Source organism: Variovorax sp. 770b2, from assembly GCF_900115685.1.
GTDB lineage: Bacteria > Pseudomonadota > Gammaproteobacteria > Burkholderiales > Burkholderiaceae_C > Variovorax.
The window spans coordinates 861,660-879,213 of sequence record NZ_FOXJ01000001.1 but is presented as its reverse complement, the minus strand read 5'-3'; the positions used below and the strand labels follow the sequence as shown (position 1 = coordinate 879,213).

Below are 17,554 nucleotides of genomic sequence, written 5' to 3'. Positions count from 1 at the left end.
GGTCATTCGAATCCTGCGGGAGTTGTTGCGTGCGCGATTGTCCCGGCATCGCCGCTGTCGTGCAGCGCGACGCTCATTTCGCGGTCGCCTCGCCGATGGCCGCGACGATGCGATCGAAGGCGCGCCCGGCGCTCGGCGCGTAGTTGATCATTGCGAGAAAGCCGTGCAGCAGCCCTTCGCAGCGCACGACCTCGGCCTGCACGCCGGCCTGCCTGAGCTTCCGGCCATAGGCCTCGCCCTCGTCGCGCAGCGGGTCCCGGCCGGCCGTGAGCACCAGCGCGGCGGGCGATGCCGACAGGTCTTGGGCATGCAGCGGCGATGCGTCCGGATGCGACCGCTTCGACACATCGGGCAGGTAGTGGTCCCAGAACCATTTCATGTCGTTGCGCGTGAGCAGGTTGCCTTCGGCGAACTCGATGTAGCTGGCCGTATCGAAATCGTGGCCGGTCACCGGGTACGCCAGCACCTGCAGGTCGACCTTGCGGCGCGGCTTGCCCTCGTTGTGCAGGCGCGAGGCCACGGTGGCGAGGTTGCCGCCCGCGCTGTCGCCCATGGCGATGAGCGCGCGCGGCTCGAGCCCGATGGCTCCCGCGCCGTGCGCCGCGGCCCAGCCGATGGCGGCCAGCGCGTCCTCCACCGGCACGGGATACGGGTGCTCGGGCGCGAGCCGGTAGTCGACCGACAGCACCGCGCACCCGGTGCGATTGGCCAGCGTGGCCGTCATCGGGTGGAAGCCCTGGACGGTGCCGATCACCCACCCGCCGCCGTGGAAATAGACGATCAAGCCTTTCGGCTCGGCCGACGGCACGTACAGGCGCACCGGCAGCGCGAAGCCGCCCGACGAAGGGACGGTGAAGTTCTCCACGCGCGCCACGGCCGGCGCGTCGCCGAACAACAGCGCCATCAGCATCGGGCCGCTGCGCGCGGCCTCCGGCGTGCCCTGCCAGTACGGCGCGCGATTGGCCTGCTTCACCTTCTGCAGCAATGTCTCGATTTCCTGGTCCATGGGCGTTCCGCGTGCGTTGATTCGGTCTCGAAGGTATGTGGGAAGAAGGGTATTTGTCAATGGCCTTACCATTGTTTTCACGGATATCAGGGTAAGCATCAGGTTTCATCGTCAACCTGTTTAGGTTGATTTCTCAACTTATCGGTCGTACCATTTGAACCGATACGAACCACCATTCGAGACAAGACCTCCAAGGATCCGGCCATGACCACCACTGAACCATCCACCCCCGCCCGCCTGGACATGCTGATCGTCGGCTGCGGCTTTGCCGGGCTCTACCAGCTGTACCGGGCGCGCAAGCTCGGGCTGTCCGTTCGCGTGCTGGAGGCGGGCGACGGCATCGGCGGCACCTGGTTCTGGAACCGCTACCCGGGCGCGCGCTGCGACGTGGAGAGCCTGGACTACTCCTACTCGTTCAGCGACGAACTGCAGCAGGAATGGAACTGGACCGAGCGCTACGCACCGCAGGCCGAGATCCTTCGCTACGTCAACCACGTGGCCGACCGCTTCGACCTGCGCAACGATATCCAGCTGCGCACCCGCGTGAGCGCCGCGCATTACGACGATGCATCGCGGCGCTGGACCGTCACGACGAAAGACGGCGAGCGCTTCGAGGTGCAGTACCTCGTCCTCGCCACCGGTTGCCTGTCGATCCCGCAGGCCCCCAGCTTCCCCGGCCTCGAAAGCTTCAAGGGCAAGTGGTACCACAGCGCCGACTGGCCGACCGAGGGCGTGGATTTCACGGGCAAGCGCGTCGGCCTCATCGGCACCGGCTCCAGCGGCGTGCAGATGACGCCGCTGCTCGCCGCGCAGGCCAGCCACCTCACCGTGTTCCAGCGCACCGCCAACTACAGCGTGCCGGCGCAGAACGAGCCGCTCAGCGAAGCGGTGCTCAACCAGGTCAAGGCCAACTACGCGCACCGCCGCGCGCTGGGCCGGGAGGCGATGACGGGGCAATACCTCAACGCCAACGACAAGTCGGCGCTGGAGGTGTCCGACGAAGAACGCCTGAAGGAGTTCGAGTTCCGCTGGCGCGGCGCGGGCGGCGGCTTTCGCATGCTGCGCGCGTTCTCCGACCTGCTGCGCCACCCGCAGGCCAACCAGTACGCCGCGCAGTTCGCCCGCTCCAAGATCCGCCAGATCGTGAAAGACCCGGCCACCGCCGAGCTCCTGTGCCCGCGCGACGACCTGCCCTTCGGCACCAAGCGCCTGTGCGTGGACACCGACTACTACGAGACCTTCAACCGCGAGAACGTCTCGCTGGTCGACGTCAAGGCATCGCCCATCACCGGGATCACGCCCGCGGGCCTGCGCACGGCGCAACAGGACTACGCGCTCGACGCCATCGTCTTCGCCACGGGGTTCGACGCCATGACGGGCGCGGTGCTCGCCATCGACATCCGCGGTGTCGACGGCCAGTCGCTGCGCGAGAAGTGGGCCGGCGGCCCGCGCACCTACCTCGGACTGTCGATCGCGGGCTTTCCGAACCTGTTCGTCATCGCCGGGCCCGGCAGCCCCTCGGTGCTCAGCAACATGGTGCATTCGATCGAGACGCACGTCGACTGGATCTCTTCGCTGATCCGGCAGACGCGCGCCGACGGCATCACGCGCATCGAGGCGCTGCAGCCGGCCGAAGACGACTGGGTCGGCCACGTCAACGAGGCCGCCAACAAGACGCTCTACCCGGTGGGCAACTCCTGGTACATCGGCGCGAACATGCCCGGCAAGCCGCGCGTGTTCATGCCCTATGTGGCGGGCGTGCCGGCCTACAGGCGAATCATCGAAGGCGTGGCGGCCAAGGGCTACGAAGGCTACTCGCTGCGCTGAGCCGGCGGCCCCGCGGCCCCGGTACCATCCGTGGCCATGAAGCTCGAACTCGATCGCTACGTCCCTGGCCTGCTGCTGTGGCTGTCGAACAAGATCGCCGCCAGTGCCTCGGCGCTGTACCGCGAGCGCTTCGACCTCGGGGTGACCGACTGGCGGGTGCTCTCGTATTTCGAGATCTACGAATGGTCCACCGCCTCCCAGGCCTGCGAACTCATGGGCCTGGACAAGGCCGCGGTGAGCCGCAGCGTCTCGGCACTCAAGGAAGGCGGCTGGCTCAAGTCGCGCCCGAACGGTTTGCGCAAGATCGAGTACGCCACCACCGCCAGTGGCAAGAAGCTGCACGAACGCATCATCAAGCTCGCGGTCGCGCGCGAAGAGGCGCTGCTGACCGGCTTCTCCAGGCAGGAGCGCGAGACGCTGGTCCGCAGCCTGAACCGCATGCTCGGCAATCTGGAAGCCGTGCAGAAAGTCGGCCACGGCGACGAGTAGACCGCCGGCCGGCGCGGCTCAGGACCCGTTGAGCGTGCCGCCGTCCACCGTGATGAGCTGGCCGGTCACGTAGGAAGAATCGGGCCCGCACAGGAAGCGCACCACGCCTGCGATGTCTTCGGGCTGGCCGAAGCGGCCGAGCGGGATTTCCGACAGCCGCTGCTCGCCGGCGCTCGCGATCAGTCCCGCCGTCATGCGCGTTTCGATCAGCCCCGGCGCGATCGCGTTGACCCGGATGTGCGGCGCGAATTCGCGCGAGAAGGTGCGCGTGAGGCCCACGATGCCGCCCTTGGCCGCCGTGTAGGCCGCGCGGCCCGGCGCGCCGCGCTGGAAGGCGCGCGAACTGCACAGCACGATGCGCCCCGGCTGCTTCGCGCCCTGGTGCTGGGCGCGAAAGGCAATGGCCATCTCGTACGCATTGGTAAGGTTGCTGCCGATGGCGCGCAGCCACACCTGGCGGTCGTCCGCATCCAGCGGATCGGGCTCGAACACGCCGGCCATGTGCACCAGCGCATCGGTCCTGCGGCCGAACGACGCGCAGGCGGCGCGGCATTCCGCCGGCGTGTCCAGTGCCGAGCAATGCGCCGTGACCGTGCCCAGCGGCGACAGTGCGGCGTGCGCCTGCCCGAGCCGGTCGCGGTCGATGTCGGCCAGGTGCACGTGGGCGCCTTCGCCGAGAAAAAGGCGCGCGCACGCCATGCCGATCGCGCCGGCGCCGCCGGTGATGAGAACGCCCTGTCCCTCGAAGCTGCGCATGGCGCGGGCCTCAGGCGATCGGCGCCATCTTGCAGCCCAGTTGCACCGGGTCGCCGTACAGCTTCTCCAGCGCCTCCTGGTTGGCCGGGGCCGATGACTTGACGTCGACGACGTCCCATTTGTCCGCCGGATTCGGCTTGTGCGCCGTGCCCACCACCAGGCGGCGCAGCAGCTGGTGGTCGCCCTTGCGAAAGAGCACGGAGTTGGCGCCATCGGGCACGCGCACTTCTTCCAGTGCCTTCGTGAGGCGGATCGGCTCCGTGCTGTTGCCCTGCTGCGCGGCCGCGAGCAGCAGCTTCATCGAGTGCCAGCCGAAGAACACCCGGTCCGACGGCGGCTTGCCCTCCTTGGCGCGGTAGGCCGCGACGAAGGCCTTCTCGGCCGGCGAATTGTTCGGGTCGTTGTAGTACCAGGACTTGCCGAAGATGCCGGCGAGCGCATCGGGGCTCGCGCTCCACAGGTCGGTGTCGCTCACGGCCGGGCCGGCGATGGCGATGTTGCCGGTCAGGCCCAGTTCCTTGAACTGCTTGAGCAGCGGCTCGACGTTGGCCGCACCGCTGATCACCACATCGGGCTTGGCGGCGCGGGCCTTCAGCACGAAGGAGCTGTAGTCGGTGGTGGCGACCGGCGTGCGGTCCACACCCACCACCGTGCCGCCGCGCGCCTTGAGCACCTCGCTGAAGGTCGACACCACGTCTTCGCCGAACGCGAACGAACCCACGATGAAGTACCACTTCTTGCCCACCGCCAGCATCTGATCGGCCATGGCCTGCGCATACACCGGCACCGAGGCCGGCGCGCGAAACATGAAGGGGTTGCAGTCCTTGCCCGTGATCTCGCGCGCGGCGCCGTTGACCGAGATGAAGGGCACCCTGGCGCGCAGCGCGACCGAGCCCATGGCCAGCGACGTGGCGCTCGAGGTACCGCCCAGCACCGCGATCGCCTTTTCCTCCTCGATCAGCTTGGTGATGTTCTGCACCGCGCCCTGCGGGTTGGCCTCGTCGAGCCACATCAGCTCGGCCGGGCGGCCCAGCACCTTGGCGCCGGCCTCGTCGAAGGCGATCTGCACACCCTTGGCGAGGTCGCCGCCCTGCTGGGCGAACGGGCCCTGCTTGGCGATCACCATGCCGATCTTGAGCGTCTGCTGCGCGGCGGCGCTGCCGATGTAGAAGCCGGGCAAGGCGGCCGCTGCGGCGGCGCCCTGGATGAGGCGCCGACGGCGCAATCCGGTGTTGTCGAAGCTCATGTGTCGTGTCTCCTCTTGTTTGAAGTTGCGCGGCGCCGTGGTGCCCGGCTAGGGCGCCACGCGCTTTTCCTTGACCGTGCCCAGCTTGGCCGGCGGCGCGCCGAAGGCCTGCCATCCGCCGTCCACCGGCAGCGTCACGCCGGTGATGAAGCTCGCGCGCGGCGATGCCAGGAAGGCGATGGCCTCGGCGATTTCGGCGGGCTGCGCCGTGCGGCCGATGGGCGTTCGCTCCTCGATGTCCCCGAGGTTGAGCGCGCCCCTGGCCACCAGCGACTTGACGAGCTCGGTCAACACATAGCCCGGCGCCACCGCGTTCACGCGGATGCCGTCGCGCGCCCATTCGCAGGCCATGGCCTCGGTCATCGACGCAATGCCGGCCTTGGCCGCGCCGTAGGCGTTGCGGCCCGGGTGCCCCTGCAGCCCGGCGATGGAACTGATATTGACGATCGCGCCCGACTGCTGGGCCACGAACACCCGCGCCGCCTCGCGGCTGCAGAGAAAGGCGCCGCGCAGGTGCACCGCGAGGATGCGGTCGAACGCGTCGACCGTCTGCTCCAGCGTCATGACCGATTGCTCGCCGATACCCGCGTTGTTGACCAGCGCGTCGATGCGCCCGAAGCGCTCGCGCACCTGCTGCATCAGCGAGACCACGCTGGCCTCGGAGGTCACGTCGCAGGCCATGCCCGCGTGGGCTGTGCCGAGTTCGGCGGCACGGGCGCCGGCGGCCTCGGCGCGCACATCGGCGATGACCACGTGGGCGAAGTCGCGGGCCAGCCGCTGGGCCGTGGCCCAGCCGATGCCGTCGCCGGCTCCCGTGACGATGGCCACGGTCGAGCGGGAAGAGGTGTCGGGTGTCGTCAAGTCATGTCTCCGGAAGGCGCTGTCGCGCGCTTGCGTAGATTATGCGCCGAATTCACCATTGGTCAGTCCAATGTACGGAAGGACCTATAACGAAAAAAGCTACAGGACCGGCGTGCCCTTCGCGTGCATGGCGGCGCGGTAGCCGAACACGATCGCCGGCCCGATGGTCGTGCCCGGTCCGGCGTAGGCGCCGCGCATGGCCGACGCCATGTCGTTGCCGGCGGCGTAGAGCCCTTCGATCACGCGGCCCTGGGCGTCGAGCACGCGCGCATCGGCATCGGTGCGCAGGCCCGCGTCCGCCGCCGCGTCGGCCGGCCACAGCGCCATCGCGCAGAAAGGCGCCCGCGCGATCGGACCGAGGCAGGGGTTGGGCCTGTGGCCCGCATCGCCGTTGAAGCGGCTGACCTCGGTGCTGCCTTTGCCATGGTCTTCGTCGATGCCCGTGGCGGCGAATTCGTTGTTGCGCGCCACCGTGCGCGCCAGGCCTGCAGGGTCGACGCCGATGTCGCGGGCGAGCGCTTCGATGGTGCCGGCGCTCTTGAGGTAGCCGCTCCTCACGTGGGCCGAGACATCGGTCGTGCCCGGATGCACCAGGCCCAGGCCGTACTTGCAGAGGAAGTCGGCATCGCACACCACCCACGCGGGAATCGCAGGCACCGTCGCGTGCCGCTGGACCATGTCGCGGCAGAAGTAGTGGTACGAGTTGCCCTCGTTGGTGAAGCGCTGGCCGGCCGAATCGACCGCGATGAGGCCCGGCTTGGCGCGGTCGAGAAACAGGTGCGCGAACAGGCCCGCGGGCTGGCCCTGTTTGTTCCGCGTGATCGACACGGGCTGCCAGAAAACGCCCGCGCCTTCGGTGTTGTCCATGGCCGCCCCCACGCGCAGCGCCGCATCGACGCCGCCGCCCTCGTTGCCTTCGAAGATCAGCGAAGGCCAGTGCGCATGGCCGCGCGGCATGAGCTGCTCGCGCAGATGCGCATGGCGCCCGAAGCCGCCCGTGGCCAGCACCACGCCGCGCCGCGCCCGCACCTCGAAGCGCTGCCCGCCGCGCAACAGGTGCGCGCCGACCACGCGGCCGTTCTCGAGCATCAGCCCGTCGATGCGCGTGCCGAACGAGACCGGCACCCCGGCGGCTTTCAGGCTGGCATAGAAGCGCGCCACCAGCGCATTGCCCATGACCAGGCGCGTTCCCCGCGCATGCCGCAGGCGATCGCCCATGTAGCGCAGCACCAGCCCCGCGGTGTGCTTGAAACTTGCGAACGACTTGAAGCGCCCCACGAGATGGCCGATGTCGGCCTTGCCGACCATCATGCCGCCCAGCACCATGAATTCCTTCATGGGTGCGCGAATGCGTGCGAACTCGCTGCCCAGCGTGCGCCCGTCGAAGGGCAGCGGCGCCAGCGCGCGGCCGAACACGCGCGAGCCGGGAATGTCGACGTAGTCGGGGTGCCTGCCGGCCGGCACGAACTGCAGCGCAGTGCGCCGCGCCAGGTCGTCGACGATCGCCGGCCCGCTGCGCAGGTACGCCTCGCGCAGCGCGCGGCCGGCGCCCGAAGGAATGAGTCCGTCCAAATAGCGCGTCGCGTCTTCCACGCTGTCCTCGAAGCCGGCTTGCCGGCTGGCGCTGCTGTTGGGCACCCAGATCGTGCCGGCCGACGTGGCCGTCGTGCCGCCGACCTGCTCGGTGGCCTCGCACAGCAGCACGTCGCAGCCTTCGAGCCCGGCCACCAGCGCGGCCGTCATGCCCGCAGCCCCGGCGCCGATGACGATCAGGTCGACCTCTTCCTTCATTGTTCTGCTCCAGGCATGGCACGAAGGGGCGAACCCATCGCGCCGTTGAAATCGTCGGCGCGCATGAAGTGAGCCGCGGGCATCGTCGCGATGGCGTCGGCCAGCTGCGGCATGAAATCCATCTGGTCGAGCACGTCGCGCTGCAGGTCGATGCCGGGCGCGAGCTCGAACAGCTCCGTGCCGTGCGCCGTCAGCCGGAAGCTCGCGCGCTCCGTGAGGTACAGCACCTCCTGGCCGCGCGCCAGCCCCTGCGGCCCGCTGTAGGTGACCTGCTCGACCGCGCGCACCAGCTTGCGCACGCCGCCCTGCTGCGCCACGCGCATCGCGCCGTCGCCGGTTTCCAGCCGCACGCCCTTGGCCGAGAAGGTGCCGCAGAACACGACCTTCCGCGCGTTCTGCGCAATGTCGATGAAGCCGCCCGGCCCCACGGCCAGGCCGCCCAGGCGCGACACGTTCACGTTGCCCTCTGCATCGAATTCGCCGAAGCCCAGGAAGGCGATGTCGAGGCCGCCGCCGGCATAGAAGTCGAACTGTGTCGGCGCATCGAGGATCGCCGACGCATTGCGCGCGTAGCCGAACAGCTCGCCGTCCAGCAGCGAGCCGCCGTACGTGCCGTGTTCGATGGTCTGGTAGATGCGGCCGAGCTCGCCGCGCCGCGCCACCAGCCGCGCCACGGCATCGGGCACGCCCACGCCGTAGTTCACGACCGCGCCTTCGAAGAGCTCGCAGGCGGCGCGCCGCGCCACGGCCTGGCGTTCGCCGAAGGGCTCGTCGCCGGGTGCTTCCACCTCGAAGCGTTCGGCGCCCGTGAGTTCGCCCGACAGCCGCGCATCGAACGGAATGGCGTAGCTGCTGCGCTGCTGCGGATCGACGACGATCGCATCCACCCACGCGGCCGGGATGCGCACCTCGCGCGCCTTGAGCGCGCCGCGCGCGAGCCGCTCGCGCACCTGCACGATCACGCGGCCGCCACCGGCGCGCGCGGCCAGCGCGATGGCCTGCGCGTCGAGGTTGGCCGCTTCGTGCTCGAAGCTGATGTTGCCGTCCTCATCGGCGGCAGAGGCCCGCACCAGCGCCACATCCACCTTGTAGGGCTTGTAGCGCAGGTACTCGCGTCCATCGATGTGCACCACCTCGGCCAGGTCTTCCTTCGCGCTGGCATTCATGCGCCCGCCGCCATGCCGCGGGTCGCAGACCGTGCCGAGCCCCACGTGCGTGAAAAGCCCCGGCCGGCCGCCGCCTATTTCGCGCAACAACTGCGACGACACGCCGCCCGGCAGGATGTAGGCCTCGATCTTCTCTGCCGCCACCAGCTGCTGCATGCGCGGCGACCACACCCAGTGCCCGCCGATCACCTTGCGCACCATGCCCTCGTGCGCGAAGCAGTTCATGCCCAGCGATTTCTTGTCGCCGATGCCCAGCGCATGGACGACCGTGAGGTTCGACGGATGCCCCGAGGCGAGAAATCGCCGCTCCACCGCCTGGAAGAGGCATGTGGCTTCCATCAGCCCGCCGCCGCCGCCCATGAGCGCGAGCGTGGCGCCGTCTTCGATCAGCGTCGCCGCGGCATCGGCGTCGATGAACTTCGACTGCATGCGCGGGCTCACCGGTGCAGCTCGAACAGGGCCGCGCCGCGCTTCAGCACGCTGCGCGCGATCACGGTGCGATGGATTTCCGAGGTGCCGTCGAAGATGCGGTAGATGCGCGCGTCGCGGTAGTAGCGCTCGATCGGCAAGTCCTTGCAGTAGCCCATGCCGCCGAAGAGCTGCACGCCGCGATCCACCACGCGGCCCAGCGTTTCCGCCGCGTGCACCTTCACCATCGCGATCCAGTCGCGCGCGTCGCGCCCTGCATCGAGCATCCACGCGGCCTGCAGCACCATCAGCCGCGCGGCGTTGATCTCGATCACGCTGTCGGCCAGCATCTGCTGCACCAGCTGGAAGCTGCCGATGGGCTGGCCGAACTGCTTGCGGTCGTTGGCGTAGGCCGTCATCAATTCGAGCACGTGGCTTGCCTTGCCCACCGCGCGCGCGCCCACTTGCGCCAGCCGCACCTTGCCGAGCACGCCCATCGCCATCTTGAAACCGTGGCCGCGCTCGCCCAGCAGCGCCAGCGGCTCGAGCGGCACGTTGTCGAAGAAGAGCTCCACGTGCGGCGTGCCGCGAATGCCCATCATGGGCTGGTTCTTGCCGATGGTGAAACCCGGCAGGCCCTTGTCGACCATGAAGAGCGAGATTTCCTTTTCGCCCGTGCGCGCCGACACCAGGAAGAAATCGGACCACAGCCCGTCGCTGATGAAATGCTTGCTGCCGTTGAGCACCCAGCCCGTGGCGGTTGGCCTGGCGTGCGTCTGGATGCCCTGCGCATCGGAGCCGGCGCCGGGCTCGGTGATGGCGATGGCGCAGGTGCGCTCGCCCGCCACCGAAGGCAGCAGCCAGCGTGCCACCTGCTCGCCCTGGCAGGCCAGCAGCGCCTCGTACACATTGCCGAAGGCGCGGCGGATGAGGATGTCGGTGGTGTGGCCGAACTGCTCTTCGCACAGCATCGCATCGACGGCGCCCAGCCCGGCGCCACCCAGTTCGGCGGGCATGTTGAGCGCATAGAGCCCGAGGGCCCTGGCCTGCGCATGCACGGTGCGCGCGGTGTCGTCGTCGAGCACGCCGGTGGTCTCGATGCCCGCCTCCAGCGGCTGCAGCTTGTCGGCGATGAAGCGCCGCACGGTGTCGATGAGCATGCGCTGCTCGTCGCCGAGATCGAAATTCATGTCGCTTGTTCCAGGTAGAAATCGACGATGCCGTCGCGCACCGCCTCGAACATGCCCATGCCGGTCATCGTGGGGCAGCCGCGCTCGCGCGCGATGGCCAGCAGCGGCGTGACCTCGGGCACCGTGACCACGTCGCCCACGAAGGCCGATGGCTCGAGCAGCGCGGCATCGACCGGCAGCGTGTCGGACGGCGACATGCCCATCGGCGTCGCGTTGATCACGAGATCGAAGCCGCGCGGATCGCCCGATCCCGCGCGCGGCTGCAGCGCGCTGTACGTCGCGAGCTTGCCGAGCAGCGCATCGCGCCGCGCGGCATCGATGTCGTGCACCGACAGCGCGTTCACGCCGGCATCGACCAGCGCATGCGCGATGGCCGAGCCCGCGCCGCCCGCGCCGACCAGGAGCGCCCGGCGGCCGGCGGGCTCGCACCCGGCCTTGCGCAGCGCGGTGACGTAGCCCTGGCCATCGCACATGTCGCCGAACCAGCGCCCCTGTGCATCGCGGCGCACGATGTTGACCGCACCGATCGACGCGGCGCGCGCGGACGTTGCGTGGCACAGCCGGGCGATCGCGAACTTGTGCGGCACGGTGGCGATCACGCCATCGACATTGGGCATGCGCGCGGCAACGTCCATGAAGGCCGCGAGATCGGCCGGCCGCACGTGCGCGGGCACCACCACGGCGTCTGCGCCGCGCGCACGCAGCGTGCGGGTCGCGAAGGCCGGCGCCTTCACCTGGGCGATGGGGTCTCCGACGATGAAGATGATGCGCGTGGCGCCGCTGTAGGTGTCGAGCATGGCAAGAAAAGGATCGGCTGCGGCCGTGGTCAGACCTTGGACAAACCGCGGCCGGACGGTGGTTGGAACGGTCAGACCTTAACATTGAAAATTCGAAAATGGAACTCTGTTCAGATTTCGAAGTTGGTTCCATAATTCGGCCAAATGACCTCCTCTGCTTTCCCCGCCGCCCGCATGCCCGTCGCCGTCATCGGCGCCGGCGCCATCGGCCGCATGCACCTCGAACGCATGCTCGCCCACCCCGACATCGCCCCCGCCGCGGTCGCCGATCCCGGCGAAGGCGTTCGCGCCTACGCCGAACGGATCGGCGTGCCGTGGTTCGCCGATTACCGCGACATGCTGGAGCGCACGCCGCTGGGTGCCGCGATCGTCGCCACGCCCAACCACACGCACGCCGACGTGGGCCTGGCCTGCATCGCGCGCAAGCTGCCGGTGCTGATGGAAAAGCCGGTCACCGACACGGTCGCGCAGGGCCGCACGCTGTGCGATGCCGCCGAGGCGGCGGGCGTGCCGCTGATGGTCGGGCACCAGCGCCGCCACAACCCGATCCTGCGCAGCGCGCGCCAGCTCATCGCCGACGGCGCGGTCGGCAAGCCGGTCAGCGTGACGGCCATGGCCACCTGGCTCAAGCCCGACACGTACTTCGAGCCGCTGTGGCGGCGCCAGGCCGGCGGCGGGCCGGTGCTCATCAACCTCATCCACGACATCGACCTGCTGCGCTTCCTGATCGGCGAGATCGAATCGGTGCAGGCCATGACATCCAATGCCGTGCGCGGCTACGAGGTCGAGGACACGGCCGGCGTGCTGATGCGCTTTGCCTGCGGCGCGGTGGCGGTGCTCGCGGTGTCCGACGCCACGGTCGCGCCCTGGAACTGGGACTTGGCGGCCGGCGAGGCCGCGCATTACGCGCAGCTGGACGTCAACTCGCACCACATCAGCGGCACCGAAGGCTCGCTCACGCTGCCGCGCCTGGAGGTATGGCGCTACGCGGGGCGGAGCGGCTGGCACGAGCCGCTCACGCAAACGCGCACGCCGGTGCACCGCGCCGACCCGTACGTCGAGCAGATGCGCCACCTGCGCGCCGTTGCCGAGGGGCGCGAAACGCCCGTGTGCTCGGGACTGGACGGGCTGCGCACGCTCGAGGCGGCGCTGGCCGTGCACGAGGCCGCGCGGCTGCAGCGCACCGTGGTGCTGTGACGCCATGCGTTGCGCATCGGTGAAGATCGCAGCTTTGCATCAAGGAGACAGCACATGGCCGGCGTGATGGAGCGAACCCTGGCGATCCTGGAACGGCTCGCCGCCGACGTGGGCGGCGTGCCGATCGCGGTGCTGGCGGACGACATCGGCATGCCGCGCAGCGCCGCGCACCGCCTGCTCACCGAACTCGCCGACAACGGCTACGTGCGCCAGTCGCGCAAGCGCGGCGACTACGTGCTGACTACCAAGCTGGTGTCGCTGGGCCTGAACTATCTGAAGAACTCCGGCGTGGTCGACCTGTGCCAGCCCGTGCTCGACCGGCTGGCCGAATCCAGCGGCGAACTGGTGCGCCTGGGCGTGGTCGACGTCGACCACCTGACCTGGGTGGCGCTGTCGCAGGGGGCGCGCAAAGGCCTGCGCTACGACCCCGACATGGGTATCGATGCCCAGCTCTCGTGCACCGCCACCGGCTTCGCGTGGCTGTCCACGCTCGACGAGGACGACGCGATCGCGCTCGTGTCCAGGCAGGGCATCGGCAAGCCCGAGCGCTTCGGCCCGAACGCGCCGACCTCGATGGCCGCCGTGCTGAAGGCGGTGCGCCAGGCCGGCAGGCAGGGCTTTGCGATCGCCTCGGAATCCTATGCACGCGGGCTCTCGGCCATCTCGGCGCCGATCGTGCGCGACCGCCTCGGCGCGGTGGGCGTGATCGCGATCTCGGGGCCTTCGGCGCGCCTGACCGACCAGAAGCTGCGCACGCTCGTGCCCGACCTCCTGGCCGCCGCCGGCGACATCGCCGCGGCGAGCAAGGCCTCGCCGCTGTTCGACCGCGCATATGCAGCCGCTGTCGAAGACGAAGCCCTTGCGACCTGAATGAAGACCGCATGAAGCACCTGTACTCGCTCGCGCAGCTCATGGCGCTGCCCTTTTCCCCGCCCGAGATGGTTCAGCTCGCGGCCGACACCGGTTGCGCCGCGGTGGGCATCCGCCTGCTGCCGACCACGCCCGGCGGCCTGCACTACCCCCTGATGACCGATGCGCCCATGCTGCGCGAAACGCTGGCGCGCATGCAAGGCACCGGCGTGGCCATCCTCGACCTGGAGGTGCTGCGCATCGACGCCGCGTTCGATGCCGGCCGGTACCCCGCCTTCCTGGAGACCGGCGCGAGGCTGGGCGCCCGGCACATCCTCGTGGCGGGCGACGACCCCGACGAATCGCGCATGGCCGATTCCTTCGCGGCGCTGTGCGACGCGGCGCAGCCCTTCGGCCTCACGGCGGACCTGGAATTCATGCCATGGACGAACGTGCCCGACGTACAGGCGGCCGCGCGCATCGTGGCCAACGCCGACCGGCCCAACGGCGGCGTGCTGGTCGATGCGCTGCATTTCGCGCGCTCCGGCAGCAGTCTCGACGACGTGGGCGCGCTGCGCCGCGAGTGGCTGCACTACGGCCAGATCTGCGACGGCCCGATGCCCGGACCCGACACGGCCGAAGGCCTGATCCACGCCGCGCGCTGCGAGCGCATGGTGCCCGGCGAGGGCGGCATCGACCTGGCGGGGCTCTTCGCGCGGCTGCCGTCCGACCTGCCCATCAGCATCGAGGTGCCGAGCGACACGCGCGCGCCGGCCATGGGGTATGCCGCCTGGGCGCGGCTGTCGATCGCGGCCGCGCAGTCGATCCTGGAGTGAGCAGAGCGCGCGGCTTGCCGCTCAGCTGCGGGCCTTGCCGAGCACCCCGGCTTCGCGCAGTTCGCGAATGCGCAAGGCGTCGTAGCCCAGCACATCGGCGAGCACCTCTTCGCTGTGCTGCCCCAGCGTCGGCGCCGCAATGGGCGGCACTACCGGCGTCTCGCTGAAGTACAGCGGCAGCGCGACATTCGGCACCTTTCCCGCCGTGGGATGCGCAATCTCGGTCACGATGCCGCGCGCCTTCGTCTCCGGCGAGACGAGCGCCTCGGACAGGCTGCGCACGGCACCCGCCGGAATGTTGCCCTTCGCAAGGCGCGCGAGCCAGTTCGCCTGCGTGTCGGTGCGAAAGAGTTCGTCGAGCATGTCGATGATGCGGTCGCGCGCGGCCATGCGCCCGTCGATCTTCTGCAAGGCCGGCTCCTCACCGATCGCGGGCATGTTCGCCACCTCGATGAAAAGCCGGCGGAACAGCGCCGTGCTCGTGCAGGTGACGAAGATCGGGTGGTCGGCCGTCTGGAACACGCCGCTGGGCACGGCGTCGTTGCTCACGTTGCCGTTGCGCCGCGGCACCTTGTGGCTGAAGAGGTACTGCGCCGTCATGAAGCCGGTCATGAGAACTGCGGTGTCGAACAGCGGCACGTCCACGTGCTGCCCTCTGCCCGTGCGGTGGCGCGCGGCCAGCGCGATGAGGATCGCGTTGCTGGCCATCATCGCCGTCGCCATGTCCATCACCGCCGGTCCCGCGCGAACGCCTTCTCGGTCGGCGTGGCCGTTGAGCGACATGAAGCCGCTCTCGGCTTGCATGATGGTGTCGAAGCCCAGGCGCGAGGCGTAGGCACCGGTGCGCCCGAAGGCCGACACCGAGCAATAGATGAGCTCGGGGTGGGCGCCAGAGAGCGTCTCGTAGTCGAGCCCGTACTGCGCCATCACGCGCGAGGAGAAGTTCTCGACCACCACGTCGGCACTGCGCACGAGCGCCTGCGCGATCTCGCGCCCCTCGGCGGTCTTCAGGTCGAGCGTGATGCTGCGCTTGTTGCGATTGGCCCAGAGAAAGCTCGCGCCCTCGCCGTCCAGTCGCGCTTCCGATGGCGCGAAATGGCGCTGGTCGTCGCCCTGGGGCTTCTCGACCTTGATCACGTCCGCGCCCGCGTCGGCCACGATCATGGTCGCCAGCGGCCCGGCGATGAAGTGCGTGAAATCGATGATGCGCAGGCCGCCCAGCGCGCTGGCAGCAAAACGTTCGGTGTTGGATGAGGTCATTGCGAAGAAGAGGAATTGAAGACTCGGCTCAGGTCCCGTCGAACCGGGGTGTGCGTTTTTCCGCGAAGGCCGCGAGGCCTTCCGCGCGGTCGCGCGAAGCCTGGTGCGTCTGGACCGTGGTGCACTCCGCGCGCAGCGCGACGTCCAGCGGCTGTTCGAGTCCATCGTCGACCAGTTGCTTCATGCGGGCAAGGCCGAGCGGGCTCTTGTCAGTGATGCGATCGCACAGTGCCTGTGCGGCCTCGTGCAGTTGCGCCGCCGGCACAACCTGATTCACGAGTCCCCACTCGGCCATCGTGCGCGCGGGCACGTGCTCGGCCGTGAACATCATCTGCTTGGCCCGGCTCGCACCGATCTTGCGCGGCAGCCGCACGGAGCCGCCCCAGCCCGGGATCAACCCGTATTTCGCGTGAGCATCGCCGAACTTCGCGTCTTCCGAGGCCACGACGAGATCGCACACGAGCACGGTCTCCAGCCCACCCGCCAGGGCCAGCCCGTTGACCGCCGCGATCACCGGCAGCGGCAGCCGCTCGATACGCCGCAGCAGTGCGCCCGCCTCGTCGAGGAATCGCCGCGTGGCGGATTCCCGCTGTGCCTGCCCGCCCAGATCCTTCACCGTCTTGAGATCGGCGCCGGCGCAAAAGGCACGGCCGTTGCCCGTGATCACCACGGCGCGCAGGCCGGCGTCCGACTCGATGCGGTCCAGTGCCTCGCCGAGTTCGCGGACCATCTGCGGACTCATGCTGTTCATGGCCTCGGGGCGGTCCAGGAAAAGCCAGGCCACTGCCCCGCGGCGCTCCAAGCGGATCGTTTCTGCCTTCGCGGTTTCGGATGGAGTCATCGGATCAGCGCCTCCACGCTTTTCAGCAGGCTCGAATGGCCCAGGAACTCGTCGAGCACGGCCTCTGCCCCATCCGCATCTCGCGCCCGCAGCCGCTCAAGCAGCCTTCGCCGCAGCGGCACCACGACCGCATTGACGAGATCGGCCGACGGATGCATCTGCCGGGCCCGCACGATCTGGGCTTGGAGCGCGTGCGTCAACAGCGTGTTGAGCGACTCGGCCACCAGCGACAGCACCTCGTTGTGGGCCGCGCCGGCCACCAGGCGAAAGAAGTCCACGCCGGCCTGCATGCGCTTTTCGATGTCCGCCGCGGCCGTGAAGGCTTCAAGCCGCGCCAGGTGGGTTTCGATCGCGTCGAAGTCGCCGTCGCTGCCGTTCTCGCAGGCCAGCCGCAGCAGCACCGCATAGACGCGGCCGCGCGCGTCGTGGATGTCCTGAGGCGATATCCGGCCCTTCGTCACGAACTCGCGCAGCGACTGCGTGAGCATCATGTAGGCGCCCTTGCAGAACACCAGCGGCTCCTGCTGGCCCCCATGGTCGAAGCGCTGCACCTCGCCGATGAAGATCAGGTGGTCGCCCGCTTCGTGCACGGCGAAGGTGGCGCACTCGAAATGCGCGAGCGAGCCATCGATGACGGGCGCCCCGCCATACCCGGGCCACCAGCCCACGCCGTCGAACTTGTCGGCGACCTTGCTGCTCGCGAACCGGCCGGAGAACTCGTGCTGGTCGTCCGCCAGGATGTTGATCGTGAAGCACGGCGCACAGCGGAACACCTCCAGCGACTTGCTGGCCTTGCGCAGGCTCCAGGACACCAACGGCGGGTCGAGCGATACCGAACTGAACGAGTTGCAGGTCAGGCCCACGGGTGCGCCCTGGGCGTCGACGGTGGCGATGACGGCCACGCCTGTGGGGAAAGTGCCGAGCGCGTCGCGGAATTCGCGCGCGTCGAACAGAGGGGCGTCCACGGGACGATCGATCACAGTTGTCATGGTTGTTCCTTTGGCTTATTCGTTCATTGCCTGCCGAACTGCCGC

The 17,554-nt window shown here is 69.1% G+C and carries 16 protein-coding genes; 5 read left to right on the top strand and 11 right to left on the bottom strand.

Annotation, left to right across the window (positions count from 1 at the left end):
* Positions 1-73 precede the first annotated feature (73 nt).
* On the bottom strand, positions 74-1,006 hold the full coding sequence (locus tag BM133_RS03930) for an alpha/beta hydrolase (RefSeq protein ID WP_093431793.1): 933 nt from the start codon (positions 1,004-1,006) through the stop codon (positions 74-76).
* A 204-nt stretch (positions 1,007-1,210) separates the two neighbouring features.
* Between BM133_RS03930 and BM133_RS03925 the strand changes: the two genes are divergently transcribed.
* A complete protein-coding gene (locus tag BM133_RS03925) occupies positions 1,211-2,833 on the top strand; it encodes a flavin-containing monooxygenase (RefSeq protein WP_093431791.1) in 1,623 nt (540 codons plus the stop codon).
* Between the two features lie 36 nt (positions 2,834-2,869).
* Positions 2,870-3,322 carry a MarR family winged helix-turn-helix transcriptional regulator gene (locus BM133_RS03920; RefSeq protein WP_093431790.1) on the top strand — a complete coding sequence of 151 codons (453 nt, stop codon included), beginning with the start codon at positions 2,870-2,872 and terminating at the stop codon, positions 3,320-3,322.
* 18 nt (positions 3,323-3,340) lie between these two features.
* On the opposite strand, the gene BM133_RS03915 is transcribed toward BM133_RS03920, so the two are convergent.
* The 7 genes from BM133_RS03915 to BM133_RS03885 all read right to left on the bottom strand — a co-directional run bounded on the left by BM133_RS03915 (position 3,341) and on the right by BM133_RS03885 (position 11,537).
* Positions 3,341-4,078 carry an SDR family NAD(P)-dependent oxidoreductase gene (locus tag BM133_RS03915; protein ID WP_177224718.1) on the bottom strand — a complete coding sequence of 246 codons (738 nt, stop codon included), beginning with the start codon at positions 4,076-4,078 and terminating at the stop codon, positions 3,341-3,343.
* Between the two features lie 10 nt (positions 4,079-4,088).
* Positions 4,089-5,324 (bottom strand): ABC transporter substrate-binding protein, encoded by a 1,236-nt coding sequence (locus BM133_RS03910; protein ID WP_093431787.1) that lies wholly within the window; start codon positions 5,322-5,324, stop codon positions 4,089-4,091.
* Positions 5,325-5,372: 48 nt separating this feature from the next.
* Positions 5,373-6,185: an SDR family NAD(P)-dependent oxidoreductase gene (locus BM133_RS03905; protein WP_177224717.1), complete on the bottom strand. Its 813-nt coding sequence runs from the start codon at positions 6,183-6,185 to the stop codon at positions 5,373-5,375.
* Positions 6,186-6,284: 99 nt separating this feature from the next.
* Positions 6,285-7,976 (bottom strand): FAD-dependent oxidoreductase, encoded by a 1,692-nt coding sequence (locus BM133_RS03900; protein ID WP_093431784.1) that lies wholly within the window; start codon positions 7,974-7,976, stop codon positions 6,285-6,287.
* Positions 7,973-9,571 carry an acyl CoA:acetate/3-ketoacid CoA transferase gene (locus tag BM133_RS03895; protein ID WP_093431782.1) on the bottom strand — a complete coding sequence of 533 codons (1,599 nt, stop codon included), beginning with the start codon at positions 9,569-9,571 and terminating at the stop codon, positions 7,973-7,975. Before BM133_RS03895 ends, BM133_RS03900 begins: the two co-directional genes overlap by 4 nt.
* 8 nt (positions 9,572-9,579) lie before the next feature.
* Complete coding sequence (locus BM133_RS03890; protein ID WP_093431780.1) at positions 9,580-10,740, bottom strand: acyl-CoA dehydrogenase family protein; 1,161 nt, start codon at positions 10,738-10,740, stop codon at positions 9,580-9,582.
* Complete coding sequence (locus BM133_RS03885; RefSeq protein ID WP_093431778.1) at positions 10,737-11,537, bottom strand: shikimate dehydrogenase family protein; 801 nt, start codon at positions 11,535-11,537, stop codon at positions 10,737-10,739. The genes BM133_RS03890 and BM133_RS03885 overlap by 4 nt, the downstream gene beginning before the upstream one ends.
* A 144-nt stretch (positions 11,538-11,681) precedes the next feature.
* Between BM133_RS03885 and BM133_RS03880 the strand changes: the two genes are divergently transcribed.
* From BM133_RS03880 to BM133_RS03870, 3 genes are read left to right on the top strand one after another with little or no spacing between them, the layout of a single operon-like run.
* On the top strand, positions 11,682-12,734 hold the full coding sequence (locus tag BM133_RS03880) for a Gfo/Idh/MocA family protein (protein WP_093431776.1): 1,053 nt from the start codon (positions 11,682-11,684) through the stop codon (positions 12,732-12,734).
* 54 nt (positions 12,735-12,788) lie between these two features.
* Positions 12,789-13,604 carry an IclR family transcriptional regulator gene (locus BM133_RS03875; protein ID WP_093431774.1) on the top strand — a complete coding sequence of 272 codons (816 nt, stop codon included), beginning with the start codon at positions 12,789-12,791 and terminating at the stop codon, positions 13,602-13,604.
* 11 nt (positions 13,605-13,615) lie between these two features.
* A complete protein-coding gene (locus BM133_RS03870; RefSeq protein WP_093431772.1) occupies positions 13,616-14,419 on the top strand; it encodes a sugar phosphate isomerase/epimerase family protein in 804 nt (267 codons plus the stop codon).
* 21 nt (positions 14,420-14,440) lie between these two features.
* Here BM133_RS03870 and BM133_RS03865 read toward each other — a convergent pair whose 3' ends face one another.
* The 3 genes from BM133_RS03865 to BM133_RS03855 are packed head-to-tail and all read right to left on the bottom strand — an operon-like array spanning position 14,441 to position 17,509.
* Positions 14,441-15,679: a CaiB/BaiF CoA transferase family protein gene (locus BM133_RS03865; RefSeq protein ID WP_093431770.1), complete on the bottom strand. Its 1,239-nt coding sequence runs from the start codon at positions 15,677-15,679 to the stop codon at positions 14,441-14,443.
* Between the two features lie 28 nt (positions 15,680-15,707).
* A complete protein-coding gene (locus tag BM133_RS03860; RefSeq protein WP_093431768.1) occupies positions 15,708-16,520 on the bottom strand; it encodes an enoyl-CoA hydratase/isomerase family protein in 813 nt (270 codons plus the stop codon).
* Entirely contained in the window at positions 16,517-17,509 is a 993-nt protein-coding gene (locus BM133_RS03855) for a flavin reductase (RefSeq protein WP_093431766.1), read from the bottom strand. The genes BM133_RS03860 and BM133_RS03855 overlap by 4 nt, the downstream gene beginning before the upstream one ends.
* Positions 17,510-17,554: the final 45 nt, after the last annotated feature.